This window comes from Gordonia sp. (in: high G+C Gram-positive bacteria) (assembly GCF_047602025.1).
Classification (GTDB): Bacteria; Actinomycetota; Actinomycetes; order Mycobacteriales; family Mycobacteriaceae; genus Gordonia.
Map to the genome: position 1 here is coordinate 56283 of NZ_JASGII010000001.1, position 21908 is coordinate 78190.

Genomic DNA, 21908 nt, shown 5'->3' on the forward strand with positions numbered 1-21908 from the left:
GGTGGGGTGGTGGGGTCAGCGCAACGAGCCGATGCCGAGCGAGCCGTCCGGGGTGACCGGCTCCGGCTCGTCGTCGACGGTGGTTTCGGGAGCGGCGGACTCCGTCGCCCGCGCCTCCTCGGCCGGCGCCGGCGGCAGCTCGTCGAGGAAGTCGGCGGGCGGTGCGAAGTATTGGCTGCCGGTGACGGCGGTGGTGAAGTCGAGCAGGCGGTCGGTGTTGCCGGGCGGGTCGCCGAGGAACATGTTCTCTAGCATGCGCTCGGTGATCTCCGGCGACGCGGAGTAGGCGATGAAGAACGTCCCGCGGTCGCCCTCGGCCGAGCCGTAGGGCATGTTGTCGCGCAGGACCTCCAGCTCGTTCCCCTCGTCGTCGGTGATGACGTTGAGCGCGATGTGCGAGTTCGACGGCTTCACGTCGTCGTCCATCTCGATGTTGTCGGCCTTGGTGCGGCCGATCGCGTTCTCCTGCTCGGCGGTCGAGAGGCCCTGCCAGCGCGCCATGTCGTGCACGTAGCGCTGCACGGCGACGTAGCTGCCGCCCTGCAGCGATTCGTCATCGTCGACGACGGTGATCGCGTCGATGGCGTCCTGGCCCACCGGGTTCTCGGTGCCGTCGACGAAGCCGATCAGGTCGCGCAGGTCGAAGTAGCGGAAGCCGTGCACCTCGTCGACGACGGTGACGTTGTCGCCGAGGGCATCGATGACCTTGGTGGCCACCTCGTAGCAGAGGCCGGTGTGGTCGGACTTGAGGTGGACGAGCAGATCGCCCGGGGTCGACGGCGCGGTGTGCGGTCCGCGCAACTCCCGGAACGGGTGCAGCAGCTTGGGCCGCGGCCCGGCGATGAGGCGGTCCCAGGCGTCGGAGCCGATGCCGAGGATGCCGACGAGGTTGGCGTCGGGGTCGCGCGAGGACACCGAGCGGACCGTCCCGGAGAAGCCCTCGATGACGTCGCGGACCTCGTCGATGCTCGCGGCGGCGTTGAGCGTCAGCACGAGAAAGATCGCGTGCTGATGCTTGCGGGTGATGATCATCTGCGGCGTGGCCACGGTTCTCCAGGCTAGTAGAGCAGTGCCGCCGGCGCCGGTGTCATGGCGAAACGGTGACGGACGTTACGTCGTTAGGCGGGCTTTGGTTTGTGCAGGTCAGGCTTGGATCACCGGTGTCATGACAGGTCTTCGACGCTGATCTTGTCGGCTACGCCGGCTTGCGCGTCGCGGATGCCGGCCGCGTACGCGGGATCGGCGTCGTCGAGGGCGAAGTCAAACTCGCGACTCTTCTCCAAGTGGGCCCGAGCGCTGTCGAACCTCCCCAGGCGCCGGTAGCCGTCGGCCAGGTTCAGGTGCAGGGAGGGGAGGAACCCGACGACGGACAGGGTCGGGTGGATGGCCTGCAACTGGGCATCGGACACGAAGGCTGATTCGGTTAAAGAACGCTCGTCCCAGGCGAGCTCCTCGTCGAGGTCGTCCTGGGCGTCGGCGATGTAGTGCGCCGCGATGCACCGCGCCGCGTGGTCGCCTGGGTCGATGCTGTCCCACAGGGCCTCGAGCTTGCCTTTTCGCTCGGCCTGGTCTGCACCGAGGGCCGCGCCGAGTTCACCGATCAGATTCTCCATGCGCGGACGGTATCGCCGAGGACTGACACTCAGGCGTTGCGCGCAGCCGCCCGACCCGCGGCGCGGCCGGAGAAGATGCAGCCGCCGAGGAAGGTGCCCTCGAGGGCGTTGTACCCGTGCACCCCGCCGCCGCCGAATCCGGCGACCTCGCCCGCGGCGTACAGCCCGGGGACCGGGTTGCCGTCGGCGCCCATCACCTGTGAGTCCAGGTTGGTCTGGATGCCGCCGAGGGTCTTGCGGGTGAGGATGTTGAGCCGGACCGCGATCATCGGGCCGTGTTTGGGGTCGGTGAGCTTGTGCGGCTTGGCCACGCGCACGACCTTGTCGCCCAGGTACTGCCGCGCGTTGGTCATGGCCATCAGCTGCGCGTCCTTGGAGTACTTGTTGTCGAGCTGGGCGTCGCGCGCGGACACCATGCGCTCGACGTCGTTCAGGTCGAGCTTCGGACCACGGCTGATGGCGTTCATCTTGGTGACGAGTTCGGCCAGCGTCGGCGCGGTGACGAAGTCCTCGCCGTGGTCGAGGAAGTTCTGGATGGGCCCGGGCGCCCCCTTGGCGAGGCGGCTCTTGGCGGTGACCTTGATGCTCTTCTCGGTGATGTCGGGGTTCTGCTCGGAGCCGGAGAGCGCGAACTCCTTCTCGACGATCGACTGCGTGAGGATGAACCACGAGTAGTCGTGGCCGGTGGCGAGGATCGCCTTCATCGTCGAGTTGGTGTCGAAGCCGGGGAAGTTCGGCGGGGCCAGGCGGTTGCCGTTCGCGTCGAGCCACAGCGACGACGGCCCGGGGATGATCCGGATGGCGTGGTCGGGCCAGATGGGATCCCAGTTGTGGATGCCCTCGGTGTAGTGCCACATCCGGTCGCGGTTGACCAGGTTGGCGCCGGCGGCCTCGGCGATGCCCAGCATGCGGCCGTCGACGTAGGCGGGCACACCGGCGATCATGTGCTTCGGGACCGGACCGAGGCGGTCGACGGGCCAGTTGTCGCGAACGAGCTCGTGGTTGTGGCCGATACCGCCGGTGGTGACGATCGTCTGCGGCGCCCGGTACTCGAACTCGTCGACGACGTCGCGCGAGGTGGCGATGCCGCGGTCGGCGTCGGTGGGGGCCAGTCGTGCCCCGCGGATGCCGACGACGGCGTCGTTCTCGACGATGAGGTCGTCGACGCGGTGGCGGAAGGCGAAGCGGACCAGGCCGCGCTGCTCGGCGTCGAGGACCGGTTCGGCGAAGACGCGCACCACCTCCGGGCCGGTGCCCCAGGTGAGGTGGAAGCGGGGGACCGAGTTGCCGTGCCCGTCGGCGAAGCCGCCGCCGCGCTCGGCCCAGCCGACGATCGGGGTGATGCGCAGGCCGAGGTCGTGGAGGTAGTCGCGCTTCTCCGTCGCGGCGAAGTGCACGTAGGCCCGCGCCCACTGGCGGCCCCAGTAGTCCTCGTCGTCGCGGTCGAAACCGGCGGAGCCCAGCCAGTCGGTCAGCGCGAGCTCTTCGGAGTCGTGGATGCCCAGGCGACGCTGCTCCGGGGTGTCGACGAGGAACAGCCCGCCGAGCGACCAGAACGCCTGGCCGCCCAGGTTGTTGCGGTTCTCCTGGTCGACGACGAGCACCTTCTTGCCCGCCTTCGACAATTCGTAGGTGGCGACGAGTCCGGCCAGGCCGGAGCCGACCACGATGGCGTCGGGGGCGAAGTCGGTCTGCGATCCCATGGGTGCCGAGCGTAGTGGGAATACCGGCAACCCGACAGGTCGTCGGGCATGCTGGACGCCATGAAGCGGATTCTGACCAGCGGCTGGCTCTGGTGGGCCCTCAGCGCACTCGTGTTCGTCCTCGCCACTCTCGTCTTCGTGCTCCAGGTGACGCCGACGCCGGGGGCCGTGCTGACCCGCCAGGTGTTCGACAAAGGCGGCGCCGCCATGCACGAGCGCAACGCGGAGTACGCCGACAAGAACGTTCAGGTCACGAGCAACATCTCGTACGCCCCGGCGGATTCACCCGTGGCCGGCAAGTATCCGGCCGACACGATGCTCGACGTCTACCGCGCACCGGGGGCGACGGGCCCGGCGCCGACGATCGTGTGGATCCACGGCGGCGGCTGGGTGTCCGGCGACAAGACGGATATGGCGCACTACCTGACCCGGCTCGCCGGAGCGGGCTTCACGGTCCTGTCGCTGAACTACTCGCTGGCGCCCGACCGCCGGTACCCGCTGGCGGTCAAGCAGTTGAGCGAGGGGTTGCGGTTCGCCGTCGACCATGCCGCCGACTACGGCGTCGATCCCGGCAAGATCGTGCTGGCCGGCGATTCGGCCGGGGCCAACCTCGCGTCGCAGCTGGCCGCCCTCATCACGAATCCGGAGTTCGCCCAGCGGGTCGGCGTGACACCGGGCATCGGTGCGTCGAGTCTGCGCGGGGCGCTGCTCAACTGCGGTGTCTACGACGCCTTTACGCTCGGCCCCAAGGATCACCCGCACAGCGCGATCGCCCGGATCTTCAGCTGGGGCGTGAACAACACCCTCTGGGCCTACACCGGCAGTCGTGAGCTGCCGTCGGCCGCCGCCGATCAGATGTCGACGATCAAGCACATCACCGGGCAGTACCCGCCGACGTGGGTCAGCGCCGGCAACGCCGACGCCCTGACGCCGACGCAGAGCATCCCGTTCGTCGCAGCCCTCAAGGAGAAGGGCGTCGACGTCTCGACGTTGATCTACGACAAGTCGGAGCCGGCCCAGCTGCAGCACGAGTTCCAGTTCGAACTGGCGACGCCGCAGGCGCAGCGAGCGCTGGCCGAGTCGATCGACTTCGTGCGCCGGGTGACCGGCTAGGGCCGCTCAGTATTCGTAGAACCCGCGGCCGGACTTGCGGCCGTAGTAGCCGGCGTCGACCATGCGGCGCAGCAGCACCGGCGGTGCGTACTGCGGCTCGCTGAACTCCGCGTACAGGCTCTCCGCGATCGGCAGGCAGACGTCGAGGCCGACGGTGTCGGCCAGGCGCAGCGGGCCCATCGGGTGGCCGCAGCCGTTCACCATGCCCTCGTCGATGTCCTCGGCGCTGGCGAAACCGGTCTCGTACATGCGGATCGCGCTGAGCAGGTACGGCACCAGCAGGGCGTTGACGATGAAGCCGGCCTGGTCCTTGGACTCGATGGTCTTCTTGCCGAGCGTCTTGGACGCGAAGTCCTTCGCCTTCCGCACGACGTCCGGATCGACCTTGAGGGTGGTGACCAGCTCGACGAGGTTCATTACCGGCACCGGGTTGAAGAAGTGCATGCCCAGCACGCGCTCGGGGTGCTTGGTGGCGTTCGCCAGGCGGATCACCGGGATCGACGACGTGTTGGTCGCGAGGATCGCGGTCGGCTTGACGATCTCGTCGAGCTTGTGGAAGTACTCCAGCTTCAGCGACTCGATCTCCGGCATAGCCTCGACGACCAGCTCGCAGTCGGCGAAGGAGTCGATGTCGGTGGTGACCGTGACGCGCTTGAGGGCGGCGTCGGCGTCCGCCTCACTGAGCTTGCCGGCCTTGACGCCGCGCGCCAGGCTCTTGGCGATCCGCTCCTGCGCGGCGTCGACGGCCTCGGCGCGCTCGAGCACGCGCACCGTCGAACCGGCCTTGGCGACGACCTCGGCGATCCCCGCTCCCATCGTGCCGCCGCCGATCACTCCGACATTCTTCATCTGTGTCGCTCCTACGCTCCAGGTGTCCGCGCCGACCGCGCGGGTGGTCCGGCATCGATCCAACCGCACCGCGGGGCCGTCGCCAATGGCAGGGGCCGCCGCGCTGTGACCGCTGTGGTCTGAGTAATCTGGAGTGGCACCGTGTTTATTCTGTGACGAATCCGATGTGGTCTGCATACCCGCACGTCATAGGGTTGTCACATGCCCAATCCACCGGAGGGAAGGCCGGCGGACTCCCCGGAACCTTTTGCCCCTCTGTTATCTAGCCGTTACACTTGTCTGCGACCGGAGCCACGTCGTCCCTGACGCGGTATCCGAGCAATTCCAGAAGACGAAGCAGCCCGGTACGAAATCAGTGCGGGCTGTCCAATCAAAGGACTACAACGAATGTTGACTCGAGCCACTCGGCTGACCGCCGGTGCCCTGACCGTGATGGTCGGCGCCGGCCTGGCTACGGCCGTTACGACGTCGGACGCCGACGCCCGCCGGGCCACCGACTACGTCTACTCGCGTTCGATGCACAAGCGCATCCCCGTGTACGTCGTCTCGGCCAACCGGCCCAACGCCCCGACCATCTACCTGCTGGACGGTCTGCGCGCCCCGGCCAACGACACCGGCTGGCTGATCAACACCAACGTCGCCCGCTTCATGCGTGGCAAGGGTGTCAACCTGGTCATGCCCTTCGGCGGTGCCGGCAGCTTCTACACCAACTGGGAGCGCCGCGACCCGCGTCTGGGCCTGAACCGCTGGGAGACCTTCCTGACCCGTGAGCTCCCGCGCTACATGAAGCGGAAGTACTCCTCGGACAACCGCCGCAACGGCATCGGCGGCCTGTCGATGTCGGGCACCTCGGCGCTGAACCTGGCGTCGCGCCACCCGCGCTTCTACCGCTCGGTCGCCTCCTACAGCGGCTACCCGACGGTCACCATGCCGGGCTTCACCCAGGGCATCCAGGCGTCCGTCGCCGAGATCGGTGGCGACCCCAACAACATGTGGGGCTTCTACCCGGGTGGCCAGTGGGCCGCCAACGACCCGTTCCTGTCGGCGGGCAACCTGGCCGGCAAGTACGTGTACATCTCCTCGGGCACCGGTATCACCAGCAAGTACGACACCGCGATCAACCCGGGCAGCCCGAACTTCGACCCGATGCGCTTCGTGCAGATGGTGCCGCTGGAGACCGCCGCGTCGATCAGCAGCCAGATGTACATCGCCCGCGTCCAGACGGTCGGCGCTCGCGTCACCACCCACATCTCGCCCGACGGCGGTCACTGGTGGGACTACTGGCAGCGTCGCTTCAAGGAGTCTTACTACAAGACCTTCCGCCCGTCGTTCTTCGGCGGCGGCACCGGTGTCAACAACTTCGGCACCGGCAGCATGGGCAGCAGCTAGCCCAGCAGAACCATGGACTCGGGGTCACCGCAACGCGGTGGCCCCGAGTTCTTTTTCGCCCAGGGTTCCCGGGAGTAGAAGTTAGGCAACCCAAAACCCTGATTTTGTGCCCCCCACCTGCATAAATACGGGAAATCCATCTGTTGCGACCCCGTGCGGGGCCGTTTACCGTCGGACGCATGATTGCTGCTCTGGTGCTCAGCTTCGGCGTGGTCTTCGTCGCCGAACTGGGCGACCGATCGCAGCTGATGGCGATGATGTTCGCGATGCGCTACCGCTCGTGGACCGTCATCGCCGCCATCACGACGGCCACCGCCGTCATCCACCTGCTGTCGGTCGGCGTCGGCCACTTCGTCGGCGCCTCCATCCCGACGCACCTCACCGCCGTCGTCGCGGGCCTGGCCATGATCGTGTTCGGCCTGTGGACCCTGCGCGGCGACACCATCGACCCGGGCCCGATGCGTCCGGCGCGCATCGGGGCGTCGGCCTTCCTGGCGATCACCGGGGCGTTTTTCCTGGCCGAGCTCGGCGACAAGACGATGTTCACCACCGTCGCGCTGGCGACCAACAACAACTGGGTCGGCGTGTGGATCGGCTCGACGCTGGGCATGGTCGCCGCCGACGCCCTCGCGATCCTCCTCGGGGCCGCGCTGGTCCGCCACCTCCCGCCCAAGGTCATCAGCCGCGGCGCGGCGGCCCTGTTCTTCGCCTTCGGCGCCTGGCTGCTCTACGAGGGCCTGTCCGGGGCGGCCGCGGGCGTCGTGGTCGGCACCCTGCTGTTGACCGCGGCGATCATCGGCGCGGGTGTCGTCGAGATCCGCCGGGTGCGCGGGAAGCGGGCCGCCTCGGGCGAACGGGTCGCCGACGCCGCAGCGGTGGCGCGAGAGCTGGAGGAGTCCCGCCGCTAACGAGTCTCCGGCGGAGCCGGGGGCTCCTCGTGATCGGCGACGTATTGGCCGTGCTGGTTGTAGTGCCAGTGCTCGTCGTCGACGGCGGGGACACCGAAGGCGGTGGTCGGCGCCGAAGGATCCGGCGCGACGATGATCGGCACGCTGCCGGTGGTGGTCACCCCGGTGCTCATCACGGTCGTAGCGGGCTCGTCCTCCCACGGCGCCGGCCCGTCGTCGACGGCGGGGGTGCCCTCGGCGGGCGTCGCATCGTCGTCGGACTTGGCGGGCTTCTTCGCCGCGGCGTCCTGCGAGCCGCGCGTGAAGTACAGCCCGGCCAGCCACAGCAGGAGCAACAGGCCGCCGATGCCGCCGAGGATGTACGGCAGCTTCTCCTGGCCCAGCTTCAGCTGGCCCATGTACTTGGTCGCGCGCGCCGCCTGCTCGGTGGAGGTCTCCTTGTTCCACTGGAAGGTGGCCGTGAGCGCCGGGAGGGTGAATTCGCGAATCGCCCGCGGCTGGTCGTCGGTCTGGTCCGGCGACTTGAAGTACTGCTTCTGATCCTCGCGGCCGTCGACGATGGTGCCCGTCTGCGGCTCCACCCACACGTGCCGCGTCGACGACGCGTAGCGGTGCATCGAGATCTTGTCGCCCGGCTTGACGCCCTTGCCGCTGATGCCCCACCAGCGCGCCGGCATCGTCAGCATCGTGCCCAGCGCGGCCTCGCCCTGCGGAGTCTCCAGCGTCGACAGATCCGTCTCGGGGACCTCGGTCTGGAAGTGGTAGGTCTTCACCCCGTCGATGACTTTCTCGTCGACGAACTTCACGCGCGTGTCCTGGCGGGTGGTGAGGTCGTAGTAGAGGTAGTCGCGCTTCTTGACGTTGAAGCCGAACTTGTACTGGAAGCCCTTGCGCTTGGCGTCGACGGACACGTCGCTCACCTTGCCGTCCTCCGGGGTGGCCTCGACCTGGATGCTGTTCACCGCGCCGTTGGGCACCGAGGAGCGCCGGCTGACCGAGACGCGGTCGACGGTGGCGTTGAGCAGCCCGTCCTTGCAGGTGCGCTCCTCGCCGGCCTTGGCCATCGTCGGGTCCGACTCCTTGCCGTCGCCCTCGCGGATGCGGTCGATCCGCACCGTCTGCGCCGACTGGATCGTCGCCTGGCGGCGGTCGGAGGGCTCGACGATCCGCGAGCGGCGCTGCTGGGTCAGGTGCGCCTCGAAGGTCTCGGCCTTCTTGCCGCGGATCGAGCAGCGGTCGAAGACGGTCGCCGGGAAGCGGTTGCCGGCCTGGCCGTCGGCGGGCACGGTCGTCGCGACGCTGGTGATGTCCAGGTCGAGGGGCACGACGCGCAACTGCGGCACGAGGAAGAGCTTCGTCCCGACGGCCGCGGTCAGGCACGCAAAGCTGAGGAAGGCCAGCGCACCCAGGACGAAACGTTTCATGCCGACCAGCTTAACGGGCGTGACCTGTGATCCGGCTTAGCCGTCGGCCGACTTCTTGGCGGCCTGATCGGCGCGACGATCGCGCTCGGCCTCCTTCATGATCGACGACATGTAGCCGAAGATCTGCGGGTCGGCCATGGCCTTCCAGCGCGGCGCGAGCAGCTTCATGTACTTCTCGACGTACAGCAGCTGCTTGCCGACGAGGACCAGCTCGCGCGGCAGGCGGGCGTCGTGGGCCTTGGCAACGGCGGCCATCTGCCGGCCGAGGTCGGTGTAGGACATCTCGCCCAGCTCGGTGCTGGTCATCGGCATGGCGACCTGCTTGATGTCGGCGCCGCCCTTGGCGCTCGACCCCGGGTTGTGGACCGCGCCCAGCAGGAAGATGCCGCGCCCGGCCGACTCGTAGTCCTTGCGGACGATCAAGTCGTAGACGAGCTGGCGCAGGATGCGCCGCGTGCGCGGGGTGAACCGGCCGACGATGCCGAAGTCGAGCAGGACGAGCTTGCCGTCGTCGTCGACGAGCACGTTGCCGGCGTGCAGGTCGCCGTGGAACAGCCCGCCGTGGAAGGCGGACTCCATCAGCGACAGGAACAGCGTGCGGCACAGCGCGACGCCGTCGTGCCCGGCGGTCTTGACCGCGGCCGCGTCGTCGATGCGGGTCGCGTAGATGCGCTCCATCGTCATGACACGCGGGGTCGTGTAGTCGTCGTAGACGGTCGGCACGCGGACCTGGTCGCCGAAGTCGCTGGACTGCAGGCACTCGAACCACTCGCGCATCGCGGCGGCCTCGTTGCGGAAGTCGAGCTCCTCGTCGAGGCCATTGGCGAAGTCCTCCACGACGTGCCGGGCAGACAGCATGCGGCCGTATTCGCTGATCTCGATCAGGCCGGCCGCGCGTTCCAAGATCGCGACGTCGGGGGCGAGGCGGTCGCCGATGCCGGGGCGCTGAATCTTGACGACGACGTCGGTGCCGTCGTGCAGCTTGGCGGTGTGGACCTGCGCGATCGAGGCCGATGCGATCGGCTCGGGATCGAACTCGGCGAAGACCTCGTCGGGCCGCTTGCCGAACTCCTCCTTGAACAGCGCGGCGATCGCCTTGGGGTCGGCCGGCGCGACGTCGTCGAGGAGGGATTCGAACTCGGACGACATCTCCTCGGTGAAGACGCCGGGACTCGAGGCGATCAGCTGACCGAGCTTCACGTAGGTCGGGCCCAGGCTCTCAAAGGTGTTGCGGACCTCGCGGGCGACGTCGCGCCGCGACGGTTTGCGGCCCTGGACCGCGCCGATGGCGCTCTTGCCGACGAAGCGGGTCACGCCCGCCGCGGCGGCCAGTCCGGTGACTCCGGCGCGACCCAGTTCGTGCAGTGGGTTCACCTTCGGCAAGGTGGACCGCACCTTCGTCGGGGCTGCGCGCCGCGGGTTGCTGCGTCCTGCACTCATGGCGGGCAATTCTACCGAGGACCGGCATGCGAACTCGAATCTGCGCGGTGGGGCCTAGGTCCTGCGGAGTCGAATCGCCCTCGCCGTGCTCGACCGGCCGTATGCTGCGGCCATGACCCCGCCATTCCAGTACGCAGACGTTCGCGGTGCGCGACTCGCCTACAACTCGACCGGCACCGGCTCGCCGGTCATCTGGGCACATGGGATGAACTCGGCGGCCTACACCCAGGAGAGCGCCGGGCAGTTCGATTGGCGGCCGGTGTCGGCCGAGCACCGGTTGATCCGCTACGACGCCCGCGGGCACGGTCGCTCCAGCGGCGGCACCGACCCGCGCGAGTACACCTGGTACGAACTCGGCCAGGACCTGCTGGGCCTGATCGAGGCCGTGCAGCCGCCGGTGGGGGCGCGCGTCGATGCGATGGGGTCGTCGATGGGATCGGCGACGATTCTCAGCGCGGTGCTGACCCGGCGGGATCGCTTCCGTCGCCTGGTGCTGTGCAACCCGCCGACGTTCTGGGAGACCCGCCGGCCGACCAATGGCGTGCGCATGGGGTCGGCGCAGCTGGTGCAGGACCAGGGGATCGCCGCGCTGGCGAAGCTCAGCGTCGACGTTCCGGCCTCGCCCGCACTGGCCGACGGCAAGCGCAACATCACCCCGATCATGTGCACCCGCGAGGTCTTGCCGGCGGTGTTCCGCGGGGCGGCGCAAACCGACTTGCCGCCGCGCGAGCAGCTCGCGACGATCATCCAGCCGACGCTGATCCTGAGCTGGACCGGCGATCCGACGCACCCGGTGTCGTCGGGGGAGCTCCTTGCCGAGGCCCTCCCGAACGCCGAGCTCCACGTCGCCGACAACCCCGCCGACCACGCCACCTGGGGAAAGCTCGCCGCCGACTTCCTCCGCTAAATCCGCCGAGTGGGCGGTCAATCAACGCCGAGTGGGCGGTCGGACCTCGCCGAGTGTGCGGTTCGTCGCGAGGGGGTAGGGTTTTCGATTACAAGTCGAAAACTACGGAGGGCCGCGAGATGCGCAGTGCCGACCTGATCGTCGTGGGTGCCGGTGTCGCCGGGCTGACCGCTGCGCTCAAAGCGGCGCGCGCCGGGCTGCGCGTCGTCGTGCTCAACAAGGGTTCCGGCGCCGACTCGGGGCAGCCGGAGCGCCCAACCGCGACCTTCTACGCACAGGGCGGCATCGCCGTCGTCCTGCCCGACAACCCGGAGGACTCGGTCCCGCTCCACGTCTCCGACACCCTCGCCGCAGGCGCCGGCCTCGTCGCACCAGACCCGACCGAGACGATCGTCGGCGAGGGCTGGGCGTCGGTCTCCGCACTCATCGACGACGGCGCCGAGTTCGACCGCGACGCCGACGGCCGCCTGCGGCGCACCCGCGAGGGCGGGCACAGCGTGCGCCGCATCATCCACGCGGGCGGCGACGCGACCGGCGCCCAGGTGCAGCGCGCCCTCGAGCGCGCCACCAACGAGGCCATCGCGTCCGGCCTCGACCTCGAGCTCCTCAACCATGCGTCGGCCACCGAGATCGTCACCGGACCCGACGGCGAGGTCGCCGGTGTGGCGTACCTGGTCGACGACGGGACATCGACGTCCACTGGCACGCTGGACGCGCCGACGGTCCTGCTCGCCACCGGCGGCGCGGGACACCTCTACGCCGCGACGACCAACCCCGGCGGCGCGACCGGCGACGGCATCGCCCTGGCGCTGCGCGCCGGAGCCCGCGTCGCCGACCTCGAGTTCATCCAATTCCACCCCACGATGCTCTACGTCGCGGGCGCGCGCGGTCGGCGCTCACTGGTCAGCGAGGCGCTGCGCGGCGAGGGCGCCAAGCTCGTCGACGCCGAGGGCAATTCGGTCACCGAGGGCGTGCACCCGATGGGCGACCTCGCCCCGCGCGACGTCGTCGCCCGGGCCGTGGAGGCCGCCATCGAGCGCACCGGCGCCGACTGCGCCTATCTCGACATCTCCGACATGGACGACTTCGCGAAGCGCTTCCCGACGGTCCGCGCGGGTATCGAGGCCGCCGGCGTCGACATCTCGACGGGTCTGATCCCGATCGTCCCCGGCGCCCACTACCTGTGCGGCGGCATCGTCACCGACGAGGATGGTCGTACGGATTTGCCCGGGCTGCTCGCCGCGGGGGAGTGCGCGCGCACCGGGTTGCACGGCGCCAACCGCCTCGCGTCCAACAGCCTCCTGGAAGGTCTGGTCATGGGTGGCCGTGCCGCCGCCGCGGCCATCGGCCGGGCTTCGAAGCCCGCGGGACAAACCCAGCGGGCTTCCGGTGGTGGGGAGGTCCCGAACAGTGGGGTTCGCACGGCGCGGGTGATGCCGCGCGACGAGCTGCAGAACCTGATGAGCCGCCGCGTGGCGCTGCGCCGCGACGCCGACGGCCTGCGCGCGGTGGCCGCCGAGCTTGCCGCGGCACCGGTCGTCGAACTGCGCAGCCGGGCAGATCACGAAGACGCGGCGCTGACGCTGATCGCCGGCGGGGTGTGCGCCGCCGCGCTGGCGCGCACCGAGTCGCGCGGGTGCCACAGCCGCGTCGACTTCCCGGATGCCGACGACGGCCAGGCCCGCTCGAACGACTTCCGGCTGACCGACGACGGCTTCGTCGGCGGGTCGGGACTCGCGGATCGGGGTGTCGCGCCGTAGGGCCGATCCCGGTTACCCTCGGGGACGTTCCCGGGGCGCGGCCCCGAGGGGGAAGGCGGTGCAGTTGTGACGGGTGCGTGCTGGGCTACAGCAGTCGCCACCGAGCCCGAGCGGACAGCGCTCGGCCTGGCCGCCGACGCCAATTGGCTGCTGACCTGCCGACTGTCCGACGGCCACTCCGGCGACCACGGCACCGACGCGAGCACGGCACCGCGCAGCGACCGCCGCCCGTGGCTGCTCTGGAACGACATCCCCGGCCAGTCCCACCGCATCGTTGACAACGAGCCCTGCCGGATGCACAACCTCGCCGGTACGCAGTGCCTGCTGTTCATCGCGCACGGCGGGATGCACTTCTACGGCAACCCCGACGAGCCGGCGCCCCCCGCCGACCCGCTGGACATCTCGGTGCCCCTCCCCGAGGAGAACGAGGCAGCGGCGAGCGCCCCCGACCCGGGCGAACCGCTCGACGTCGAGGTCACCACGGTGGAGAAAGACGTCGTCGAGGCGGTTGCCGAGCCGTCGCCATGGCCCGCCGCAGCGCCCGATCCCACTTCACCCGCACCGGCCGAGCCGGAGGGCGACGACGTCCGCGAGGCCATCGACGAGCTGGCCGCCGCCGTCGAGAAGCTGGCCGAGGTCCTGCGGAACCGGCCGTCATAGCCCGGTTCCGGATACCATTGGGGGGTATATCGCCAACGGCGAGAGGAGCCCTTCGATGACCGAGCAGACCACGGCCGCCGACTGTCAGTGCGACGGCGACGCCGGCCACCACCACGGCTACATCGCGGCCAAGGACGACTACCTCAAGCGCCTGCGCCGGATCGAGGGTCAGGCCCGCGGACTGCAGCGCATGGTCGAGGAGGATGCGTACTGCATCGACATCCTCACCCAGGTGTCGGCGATGACCAAGGCGCTCCAGTCCGTCAGCCTGGGCCTGCTGACCGACCACATGAACCACTGCGTCGTCGACGCGGCGGCCAAGGGCGGCGACGAGGCGCAGGAGAAGATCGACGAGGCGATGGCCGCGATCTCCCGGTTCGTGAAATAGCCCCGACGATGCCGGTGACCGATCGCTTGCTCGCCCGACTCCTGCGGGATCGTTGGTTCGTGCGCGCGCCCATCGGCGCGTACCGGCATGGCTTCGGCTGGCTGTTCGGCTCGCGCATCCTGATGCTCGAGCACATCGGGCGGAAGTCGGGCGAGCCGCGCTACGTCTGCCTCGAAGTCGTCGAACGCCCGGCGCCCGACCGCGTCGTCGTCGTGAGCGGTTTTGGGGCAGCATCGCAGTGGTACCAGAACCTCGCGGCCAACCCGGTGTGCCGCGTTTCTATCGGTCGTCGGCGGTCCATCCCGACTCGGGCGCGGATGATGTCCGACGATGAGGCGTCGGCGGCGCTCGCGGCCTATCAGGAGAAGCATCCGCAGGCGTGGGAGCGGCTGCGCGGCGCGATCGAGGCCGCCGTCGGGGCTCCGGTGACCGCATTGCCGATGGTGGAACTCGCACTGTCGGGAAACTGAAACACGTTCTAGTTCGTGCAGTAGTCTGACCGGCATGACTACCGCGCTGGACGCCAAGGGCACGACCATTCCCGAGGCCATCGACGCCTCCACCGTCACCGACTACTCCGACACCGTCGACGTGCTGATCATCGGCTTCGGCATCGGCGGCGGGAGTGCCGCCGTCGAGGCCGCGCGCGCCGGGGCCAAGGTGCTGGTGCTCGAGCGCGGCGCCGACGCCGGCGGCACCACCCGCATGGCCGGCGGCCACTTCTACCTCGGCGGCGGCACGGCGGTGCAGCAGGCGACCGGCCACGAGGACACCGCCGAGGAGATGGAGAAGTACATCACCGCGGTCTCGCCCGACCCGGAGCCGGAGAAGATCCACGCCTACTGCGTCGACAGCGTCGAGCACTTCAACTGGCTCGAAGACCTCGGCGTGAAGTTCGAGCGCTCGTACTTCCCGGGCAAGGCCGTCATCCAGCCCAACACCGAGGGCCTGATGTTCACCGGCAACGAGAAGGTCTACCCCTTCAAGAACATCGCCAAGCCCGCCCCGCGCGGCCACAAGGTCCCCAAGCCCGGCGACACCGGCGGCGCGTCGATGGTCATCGACTTCTTGCAGGAGGCCCTGCAGGAACTCGGCGTCGAGGTCCGCTACGAGGTCGGCGCGCGCAACCTCGTCGTCGACGACGGCAAGGTCGTCGGCGTCCGCTGGAAGTCGACCGAGGGCGAGGGCTACATCCGCGCGGGTGCCGTCGTCATCGCCGCGGGCGGTTTCGTGATGAACCCCGAGATGGTCGCCGAGCACGTCCCGCACATGGCCGAGAAGCCCTTCGTCCTCGGCAGCACCTACGACGACGGCCTCGGCATCCGGATGGGCGCCTCCGTCGGGGCCAAGCTCAAGCACATGGACTCGGCCTTCGTGACCGCGCCGGTCTACCCGCCGTCGATCCTGCTGACCGGCATCGTCGTCAACAAGGACGGCAAGCGGTTCGTCACCGAGGACAGCTACCACTCGCGCACCTCGCAGTTCGTGATGGAGCAGCCCGACTCTGCGGCCTTCCTCATCGTCGACGAGGCGCACATGAAGCGTCCCGAGATGCCGCTGTGCCCCTTCATCGACGGTTGGGAGACCGTCGAGGAGATGGAGAAGGACCTGGGTATCCCGGCGGGCAACCTCGTCGAGACGCTGGGCAACTACAACGAGCACGCCGCCAAGGGCGAGGACCCCGAGTTCCACAAGGGCGAGGAGTTCCTCGCCGCACAGGACCAGGGACCGTGGGCGGCGTTCGACATGAGCCTGGGCAAGGCGATGTACGCCGGGTTCACCATCGGCGGCATGGCCACCAGCGTCGACGCCGAGGTGCTCGACGAGAGCGGCAAGCCCATCCCCGGGCTGTACGCGGCGGGCGCCTGCGCGGCGAACCTCGCCCAGGACGGCAAGGGCTACGCCAGCGGCACCCAGCTCGGCGAGGGCTCCTACTTCGGGCGTCGGGCCGGCAAGCACGCCGCCGCGAGCGCCAAAGCCTGAACCCGGCGTCGCACCCGCGGGCCAAGTGTGAGGTATCCGACTGTGGCTGAAGGTGGGACCGTGCACCGTGTTATGTTCATCGACAGTTTGTGACCCACGCGGCATCGAAGGTGCCGCGCAGCGTGTCGCCTGGTACCGATCACCGGCTTGGAGTAGTGCGCGAGTCGGTGATCACGTGCATATGCGGCACGCGTTTTGACAACGACGTCAAGCAAAGGAAGCGGCACATGAGTGTTGGAGTCGTGCGCGGGGAGGCAGTGACATGCTGATCGGCGTCCCCAAGGAGAAGAAGTCGGGCGAGACCCTCGTCGCGGCCACCGCGAAGACGGTGGGTCAACTCGAGGGCCTCGGTTACGAGGTCGTCATCGAGAAGGGTGCCGGCACTCTCGCCGAGCAGTCGGACCGGGCCTTCGTCGACGCCGGCGCCCGCGTCGGCAGCGCGTCGGATGCGTGGGGCGCCGACATCGTCGTGAAGGTCAACGCCCCGACCGATGCCGAGATCCGCAAGCTCAAGCGCGGCGCCGTCCTCATCTCGATGATGGCCCCGGCCCGCAGCCCCGAACTCGTCGAGAAGCTGCAGAAGGCGGGCGTCACCGCCCTCGCGATGGACGCCGTGCCGCGCATCTCGCGCGCGCAGTCGATGGACGTGCTGTCGTCGATGGCCAACGTCGCCGGCTACCGCGCGGTCGTCGAGGCCGCCCACGAGTTCGGCCGCATGTTCACCGGTCAGGTCACCGCCGCCGGCAAGATCCCGCCCGCCCGCGTCTTCGTCGTCGGAGCCGGTGTCGCCGGCCTCGCCGCTATCGGCGCCGCGTCCTCGATGGGTGCCATCGTGCGTGCCTTCGACGTCCGTCCGGAGGTCGCCGAGCAGGTCGAGTCGATGGGCGCCGAGTTCGTCCACATCGACTTCGAGGCGGAGAAGTCCGAGGACGGCTACGCCAAGGAGATGACCGCCGAGCAGGAGGCCGCCACCGCGTCGATGTACGCGGAGGAGGCCCGCGAGGCCGACATCGTCATCACCACCGCGCTGATCCCCGGCCGTCCCGCGCCGAAGCTCATCACCGCCGAGACCGTCGCCGAGATGAAGCCCGGCTCGGTCATCGTCGACATGGCCGCGGCCAACGGCGGCAACGTCGAGGGCACAAAGAAGGACAAGAAGATCGTCACGAAGAACGGTGTGACGATCCTCGGGTACACCGATCTGGCCGGGCGCCTGGCAGCGCAGACCTCGCAGCTGTACGGCACCAACATCGTCAACCTGATGAAGCTGATCACGCCGGAGAAGAACGGCCAGATCGACCTCGACATGGACGACGTCGTGCAGCGCGGCCTCACCGTCACCAAGGACGGCGAGGGCATGTGGCCGCCGCCGCCGGTGCAGGTGTCCGCGGCCCCCAAGGCCGAGGTCGCGCAGGTCGAGGCACCCGAGCCCAAGGCGCCGATGTCGCCGGCCAAGAAGGTAGGCATCGCGCTGGTCGGCCTGCTGGCGTTCGCCGGCCTGATCTTCGTCTCGCCGGACCCGCTGCCCGAGTACTTCACCGTGCTGGCACTGGCCATCGTGATCGGCTACTACGTCATCGGCAACGTCGCGCATGCGCTGCACACGCCGCTGATGTCGGTCACCAACGCCATCTCCGGCATCGTCGTCGTGGGCGCCATCGTGCAGCTCGCCTTCGATCCGGTGAAAATGCACCTCGGCGACGGGACGACCCTCGCCATCCGGGTGCTCGCCGGCATCGCAGTGTTGGTCGCATCCATCAACGTCTTCGGTGGCTTCGCGGTGACTCGTCGCATGCTCGCCATGTTCAGCAAGGGGGCCTGACCCAATGATCACCGGAGTCATTCCCGCCATCACCACCGCGGCGTACATCATCGCCGCGCTGATGTTCATCCTGTCGCTCGCCGGGCTGTCCAAGCATGAGACGGCCAAGAGCGGCCTCACCTACGGCCTCGTCGGCATGGGGATCGCCCTGATCGCCACCATCGTTTCGGCCGTCCACGACATGGACGCGCTCAAGGACAAGTGGCTGCCCATCACGATCCTGTTCGCCGCCATGGCGATCGGTGCGGCCATCGGCTTCTGGCGCGCCAAGGTCGTCGAGATGACCGGCATGCCCGAGCTCATCGCGCTGCTGCACTCCTTCGTGGGCCTGGCCGCCGTGCTCATCGGCTGGAACGGCGCCCTCGGCGGCTTCCACAGCAGCGGCGTCAACCCGGGCGACATCCGCACGCTGACCAACGTGCACGAGGCGGAGATCGCCATCGGCATCTTCATCGGTGCGGTCACCTTCACCGGATCGATCGTCGCCAACCTGAAGCTGTCGGCGCGGATGAAGTCCGCCCCGCTGATGCTGCCGGGCAAGAACGTTATCAACGTCGGCTCGCTGGTGCTGTTCGCGGCTTTGACCGCCTGGTACGTCACCACCGACGGACACACCGGCAAGACCCCGTGGATCCTGCTGGCCGCGATCACCGCACTGGCGCTGTTCCTGGGTTGGCACCTGGTGGCGTCGATCGGCGGCGGCGACATGCCGGTCGTCGTGTCGATGCTGAACTCGTACTCCGGTTGGGCCGCCGCGGCGGCGGGCTTCCTGCTCGGCAACGTGCTGCTCATCGTCACCGGCGCGCTCGTCGGGTCGTCGGGTGCGTACCTGAGCTACATCATGTGCAAGGCGATGAACCGCTCGTTCCTCTCCGTCATCGCCGGCGGCTTCGGCATCGAGGCCCCGACGTCGGACGACACCGACTACGGCGAGCACCGCGAGGTCAACGCTGAGACCGTCGCCGAGATGCTGGCCGGTGCCAAGTCGGTCATCATCACCCCCGGCTACGGCATGGCCGTCGCGCAGGCGCAATACCCGGTCGCCGACCTGACGCAGAAGCTGCGCAACAAGGGCGTCGACGTCCGCTTCGGCATCCACCCCGTCGCCGGCCGCCTGCCCGGGCACATGAACGTGCTGCTCGCGGAGGCGAAGGTGCCGTACGACATCGTCGAGGAGATGGACGAGATCAACGACGACTTCGGCGACACCGACGTCGTGTTGGTCATCGGCGCCAACGACACGGTCAACCCGGCCGCGTCCGAGGACCCGGGTTCGCCCATCGCCGGCATGCCCGTCCTCGAGGTGTGGAACGCCAAGGACGTCGTCGTGTTCAAGCGGTCGATGGCCGCCGGTTACGCCGGCGTGCAGAACCCGCTGTTCTTCCGGGACAACACGCAGATGCTGTTCGGCGACGCCAAGGACCGCGTCGACGACATCATCGCCGCGCTCGGCCACTAGGCGCTGACGCTGCCGTGCCCGGTTCCTCCGACGAGGAGCCGGGCACGATGCGTTGGGGCCGCCCACTCGGCGGGTCGGGACCGCCTACTCGGCGGGTTGGGGGCGCCCACTCGGCGGGTCGGGGCCGCCCACTCGGCGGGTTGGGGCCGCCCACTCGGCGGGTCGGGACCGCCCACTCGGCGGGAAAACGGACAATCCGCCGCGCGTTTCTGAAACACGTTCTAGATTTGGGTCATGGCTGCCACTGTGACCGAATTGCTCGCCGAGCGGGCTGACGACGACAACACCGCGATCCTCCACGACACCGGCACGTGGACGTGGCGGGAGTACCTCGCCGACGCCCGCAAGGTCGCCGCCACGGTGCTGGCCGCGGCGGACAAACAGCGCCCGATGCACATCGGCGTGCTGCTCGGGAACACCCCGACGATGCTCATCGCCATCGCGGCCGGCGCCCTCGGCGGCTACGTCACCGCGGGCATCAACAACACCCGCCGCGGCGAGGGCCTGGCCCGCGACATCAAGCGCGCCGACTGCCAGATTCTGCTCACCGACGACGAGCACCTGCCGCTGCTCGACGGCCTCGACCTCGGCGACTGCGAGGTCGTGAACACCTCGGCGAAGGAGTGGACCGAGCGTGTCGCGAAGGCGCCCGAGCTGGTCCCGCACTCGACGCCCGAAGCGACCGACCCGTTCATGCTGATCTTCACCTCCGGCACCAGCGGCGACCCGAAGCCGGTGCAGCTCGCCCACATGCTGATCCCGTTCGCCGGGCCGCCGCTGGTGGACAAGTTCGGGATCACCTCGGGCGACATCTGCTACCTGTCGATGCCGCTGTTCCACTCGGCCGCGCTGCTCGGCGGCTACTGCGTGGCCGCCACCAGCGGCGCCGCGATCGTGCCGGCCAAGTTCTCCGCGTCGACGTTCCTGGACGACGTCCGCAAGTGGAACGTGACGTACATGAACTACGTCGGCAAGCCGCTGGCCTACATCTTGGCGACCCCGGAGAAGCCCGACGACGGCGAGAACACGCTGCGCGCGGCCTTCGGCAACGAGGCCTCCGACCGCGACATCGACGACTTCGCCCGCCGCTTCAACTGCATGGTGTGGGACGGCTACGGCTCCAGCGAGCTGGCCATCATCATCACTCGCGAGCCCGGCACCCCGCACGGCTCGATCGGCAAGGGCTTCCCCGGCGTCGCCGTCTACAACGCGGAGACGTCGAAGGAGTGCGCGACGGCCGAGTTCGATGAGAACGGCGCCCTCGCCAACGCCGACGACGCTATCGGCGAGATCGTCAACACGCAGGGCGCTGGGATGTTCACCGGCTACTACAACGACGAGAAGACGACCGCCGAGCGCATGCGCGACGGCATGTACTGGTCCGGCGACCTCGGCTACGTCGACGCCGACGGCTGGATCTACCTGGCCGGCCGCAGCGGCGACTGGCTGCGCGTCGACGGCGAGAACCTCGCCGCCGGTCCCATCGAGCGGATCCTGCAGCGGATGCCGCAGATCGGCCAGGTGGCCGTGTACGGCGTGCCCGACGAGACGGTCGGCGACGCGGTGATGGCCGCGATCGTGCCGACCGGCGAGGAGAAGCTGACGCCGGAGGCGCTGTCCGCGTTCCTGTCCGAGCAGCCGGACCTCTCGCCCAAGGCGTGGCCGCGCTATGTGCGGATCAGCGGAAAGCTGCCGTCGACGGCCACCAACAAGATCCTCAAGCGCGAGCTCAAGCACCAGGGTGCGACCGCCCACGACGAGGAGCACCTGTGGGTGCGCGGTGCCCGCGAGAAGACTTTCTCGCCCACCGACTGAGAGTCAGCCAAGAATCTTCGCCATTCCCGCAGGTTCACCGCTTCGGGTGCGCCGGTTGGCGCACATTCGCGGGTAGCCTGGGCGGTTGAGTGCCCGGGCAACGCCTGCCCGGGCAAAGGCTTAGGAAGTGGGAGAACGGTGACAGGGTTCCAGCGGATCACGCTCGTCGCGGTGGCGGCGGGTCTGGTCGCGGCGGTGAGCACGGGCTGCGGCGGTGATGATTCGACGGCGACGGCGCCGATCAGCGCGGCCGAGGTGACGACCACCCACTTCGAGTCGCCGACGATCACCCCGCCATCGGGCACCGACACCTCCAAACCCGGCATGCCGGCCACCGTGCCGAACCCGTCGACGACGCAGCCGAAGGACTTCCCCGGCGCATCGTCGACGCCGCCCAAGAAGCCCGACGCCCCCAAGGCGCCGGTCAGCGCGAAGCAGCAGCGGTACCTCGACGCCCTCAAGCGCCAGCACGTGGTGATCCTGGGCGACACCGACAACACGATCGCCTTCACGATGGCCCAGTTCGTGTGCGACCAGCGCGGCAAGGGCGGCGACCCGACGTCGATGAAGGCCTTCGTCGTCGCTGCCGTCGGCCCCGGCGAGAAGACCGTCGAGTCGGCGAACATCAAGGCGGACAAGGTCATCCGGGCCGCCAACGAGTACTACTGTTGATCC

Annotated in this window: 19 protein-coding genes; 13 read left to right on the forward strand and 6 right to left on the reverse strand. The window is 69.0% G+C overall.

Going from position 1 to position 21908, the window contains the following annotated elements:
• Positions 1 to 15 precede the first annotated feature (15 nt).
• From QM728_RS00275 to QM728_RS00285, 3 genes are all read right to left on the reverse strand, one after another.
• The gene (locus QM728_RS00275; protein ID WP_415030054.1) at positions 16 to 1047 is read right to left on the reverse strand and encodes a Dyp-type peroxidase; all 1032 of its coding nucleotides are present in this window, start codon (positions 1045 to 1047) and stop codon (positions 16 to 18) included.
• A 116-nt stretch (positions 1048 to 1163) separates the two neighbouring features.
• Positions 1164 to 1613: a hypothetical protein gene (locus QM728_RS00280; RefSeq protein WP_415030055.1), complete on the reverse strand. Its 450-nt coding sequence runs from the start codon at positions 1611 to 1613 to the stop codon at positions 1164 to 1166.
• Between the two features lie 29 nt (positions 1614 to 1642).
• Positions 1643 to 3316, reverse strand: coding sequence for an FAD-binding dehydrogenase (locus QM728_RS00285; RefSeq protein WP_415030056.1), 1674 nt, complete (start codon positions 3314 to 3316; stop codon positions 1643 to 1645).
• A gap of 60 nt (positions 3317 to 3376) precedes the next feature.
• Here QM728_RS00285 and QM728_RS00290 point away from each other — a divergent pair, with 60 nt between their 5' ends.
• A complete protein-coding gene (locus QM728_RS00290; RefSeq protein ID WP_415030057.1) occupies positions 3377 to 4429 on the forward strand; it encodes an alpha/beta hydrolase in 1053 nt (350 codons plus the stop codon).
• Positions 4430 to 4435: 6 nt separating this feature from the next.
• Here the strand turns inward: QM728_RS00290 and QM728_RS00295 are convergent, their stop codons facing one another.
• A complete protein-coding gene (locus QM728_RS00295; RefSeq protein WP_415030058.1) occupies positions 4436 to 5278 on the reverse strand; it encodes a 3-hydroxybutyryl-CoA dehydrogenase in 843 nt (280 codons plus the stop codon).
• Between the two features lie 387 nt (positions 5279 to 5665).
• Here QM728_RS00295 and QM728_RS00300 point away from each other — a divergent pair, with 387 nt between their 5' ends.
• Both QM728_RS00300 and QM728_RS00305 read left to right on the forward strand, forming a co-directional pair.
• The gene (locus tag QM728_RS00300) at positions 5666 to 6667 is read left to right on the forward strand and encodes an alpha/beta hydrolase (protein ID WP_415030059.1); all 1002 of its coding nucleotides are present in this window, start codon (positions 5666 to 5668) and stop codon (positions 6665 to 6667) included.
• A gap of 179 nt (positions 6668 to 6846) precedes the next feature.
• Positions 6847 to 7575, forward strand: a complete 729-nt coding sequence (locus tag QM728_RS00305; protein ID WP_415030060.1) for a TMEM165/GDT1 family protein — start codon at positions 6847 to 6849, stop codon at positions 7573 to 7575.
• On the opposite strand, the gene QM728_RS00310 is transcribed toward QM728_RS00305, so the two are convergent.
• Positions 7572 to 8999, reverse strand: a complete 1428-nt coding sequence (locus QM728_RS00310; protein WP_415030061.1) for a DUF3068 domain-containing protein — start codon at positions 8997 to 8999, stop codon at positions 7572 to 7574. The two genes, QM728_RS00305 and QM728_RS00310, sit on opposite strands and share 4 nt — an antisense overlap.
• Before the next feature lie 36 nt (positions 9000 to 9035).
• Positions 9036 to 10439, reverse strand: coding sequence for an ABC1 kinase family protein (locus QM728_RS00315; RefSeq protein WP_415030062.1), 1404 nt, complete (start codon positions 10437 to 10439; stop codon positions 9036 to 9038).
• A gap of 112 nt (positions 10440 to 10551) precedes the next feature.
• On the opposite strand from QM728_RS00315, the gene QM728_RS00320 reads away from it, so the two are divergent.
• The 10 genes from QM728_RS00320 (at position 10552) to QM728_RS00365 (ending at position 21905) form a co-directional block, all read left to right on the forward strand.
• A complete protein-coding gene (locus QM728_RS00320) occupies positions 10552 to 11346 on the forward strand; it encodes an alpha/beta fold hydrolase (protein ID WP_415030063.1) in 795 nt (264 codons plus the stop codon).
• A 119-nt stretch (positions 11347 to 11465) separates the two neighbouring features.
• The gene (gene nadB / locus QM728_RS00325; protein WP_415030064.1) at positions 11466 to 13106 is read left to right on the forward strand and encodes an L-aspartate oxidase; all 1641 of its coding nucleotides are present in this window, start codon (positions 11466 to 11468) and stop codon (positions 13104 to 13106) included.
• Positions 13107 to 13172: 66 nt separating this feature from the next.
• Positions 13173 to 13766: a hypothetical protein gene (locus QM728_RS00330; protein WP_415030065.1), complete on the forward strand. Its 594-nt coding sequence runs from the start codon at positions 13173 to 13175 to the stop codon at positions 13764 to 13766.
• Between the two features lie 55 nt (positions 13767 to 13821).
• Positions 13822 to 14154 carry a metal-sensitive transcriptional regulator gene (locus tag QM728_RS00335; RefSeq protein ID WP_415030066.1) on the forward strand — a complete coding sequence of 111 codons (333 nt, stop codon included), beginning with the start codon at positions 13822 to 13824 and terminating at the stop codon, positions 14152 to 14154.
• Positions 14155 to 14162: 8 nt separating this feature from the next.
• The gene (locus QM728_RS00340; RefSeq protein ID WP_415030067.1) at positions 14163 to 14624 is read left to right on the forward strand and encodes a nitroreductase family deazaflavin-dependent oxidoreductase; all 462 of its coding nucleotides are present in this window, start codon (positions 14163 to 14165) and stop codon (positions 14622 to 14624) included.
• 34 nt (positions 14625 to 14658) lie between these two features.
• Positions 14659 to 16137 carry an FAD-binding protein gene (locus tag QM728_RS00345; protein ID WP_415030068.1) on the forward strand — a complete coding sequence of 493 codons (1479 nt, stop codon included), beginning with the start codon at positions 14659 to 14661 and terminating at the stop codon, positions 16135 to 16137.
• A 262-nt stretch (positions 16138 to 16399) separates the two neighbouring features.
• Entirely contained in the window at positions 16400 to 17959 is a 1560-nt protein-coding gene (locus tag QM728_RS00350; RefSeq protein WP_415030069.1) for a Re/Si-specific NAD(P)(+) transhydrogenase subunit alpha, read from the forward strand.
• 4 nt (positions 17960 to 17963) lie between these two features.
• Complete coding sequence (gene pntB, locus QM728_RS00355) at positions 17964 to 19418, forward strand: Re/Si-specific NAD(P)(+) transhydrogenase subunit beta (protein WP_415030070.1); 1455 nt, start codon at positions 17964 to 17966, stop codon at positions 19416 to 19418.
• A 234-nt stretch (positions 19419 to 19652) separates the two neighbouring features.
• Complete coding sequence (gene fadD1 / locus QM728_RS00360) at positions 19653 to 21233, forward strand: fatty-acid--CoA ligase FadD1 (RefSeq protein WP_415030071.1); 1581 nt, start codon at positions 19653 to 19655, stop codon at positions 21231 to 21233.
• Between the two features lie 138 nt (positions 21234 to 21371).
• Positions 21372 to 21905 (forward strand): DUF732 domain-containing protein, encoded by a 534-nt coding sequence (locus tag QM728_RS00365; RefSeq protein ID WP_415030072.1) that lies wholly within the window; start codon positions 21372 to 21374, stop codon positions 21903 to 21905.
• Positions 21906 to 21908: the final 3 nt, after the last annotated feature.

Coding starts and splice junctions, on each gene's coding strand:
- QM728_RS00280 (WP_415030055.1), bottom strand. CDS start 1,613: ATGGAGAATCTGATCGGTGAACTCGGCGCGGCCCTCGGTGCAGACCAG.
- QM728_RS00285 (WP_415030056.1), bottom strand. CDS start 3,316: ATGGGATCGCAGACCGACTTCGCCCCCGACGCCATCGTGGTCGGCTCC.
- QM728_RS00290 (WP_415030057.1), top strand. CDS start 3,377: ATGAAGCGGATTCTGACCAGCGGCTGGCTCTGGTGGGCCCTCAGCGCA.
- QM728_RS00295 (WP_415030058.1), bottom strand. CDS start 5,278: ATGAAGAATGTCGGAGTGATCGGCGGCGGCACGATGGGAGCGGGGATC.
- QM728_RS00300 (WP_415030059.1), top strand. CDS start 5,666: ATGTTGACTCGAGCCACTCGGCTGACCGCCGGTGCCCTGACCGTGATG.
- QM728_RS00305 (WP_415030060.1), top strand. CDS start 6,847: ATGATTGCTGCTCTGGTGCTCAGCTTCGGCGTGGTCTTCGTCGCCGAA.
- QM728_RS00310 (WP_415030061.1), bottom strand. CDS start 8,999: ATGAAACGTTTCGTCCTGGGTGCGCTGGCCTTCCTCAGCTTTGCGTGC.
- QM728_RS00315 (WP_415030062.1), bottom strand. CDS start 10,439: ATGAGTGCAGGACGCAGCAACCCGCGGCGCGCAGCCCCGACGAAGGTG.
- QM728_RS00320 (WP_415030063.1), top strand. CDS start 10,552: ATGACCCCGCCATTCCAGTACGCAGACGTTCGCGGTGCGCGACTCGCC.
- nadB (WP_415030064.1), top strand. CDS start 11,466: ATGCGCAGTGCCGACCTGATCGTCGTGGGTGCCGGTGTCGCCGGGCTG.
- QM728_RS00335 (WP_415030066.1), top strand. CDS start 13,822: ATGACCGAGCAGACCACGGCCGCCGACTGTCAGTGCGACGGCGACGCC.
- QM728_RS00340 (WP_415030067.1), top strand. CDS start 14,163: ATGCCGGTGACCGATCGCTTGCTCGCCCGACTCCTGCGGGATCGTTGG.
- QM728_RS00345 (WP_415030068.1), top strand. CDS start 14,659: ATGACTACCGCGCTGGACGCCAAGGGCACGACCATTCCCGAGGCCATC.
- QM728_RS00350 (WP_415030069.1), top strand. CDS start 16,400: ATGCTGATCGGCGTCCCCAAGGAGAAGAAGTCGGGCGAGACCCTCGTC.
- pntB (WP_415030070.1), top strand. CDS start 17,964: ATGATCACCGGAGTCATTCCCGCCATCACCACCGCGGCGTACATCATC.
- fadD1 (WP_415030071.1), top strand. CDS start 19,653: ATGGCTGCCACTGTGACCGAATTGCTCGCCGAGCGGGCTGACGACGAC.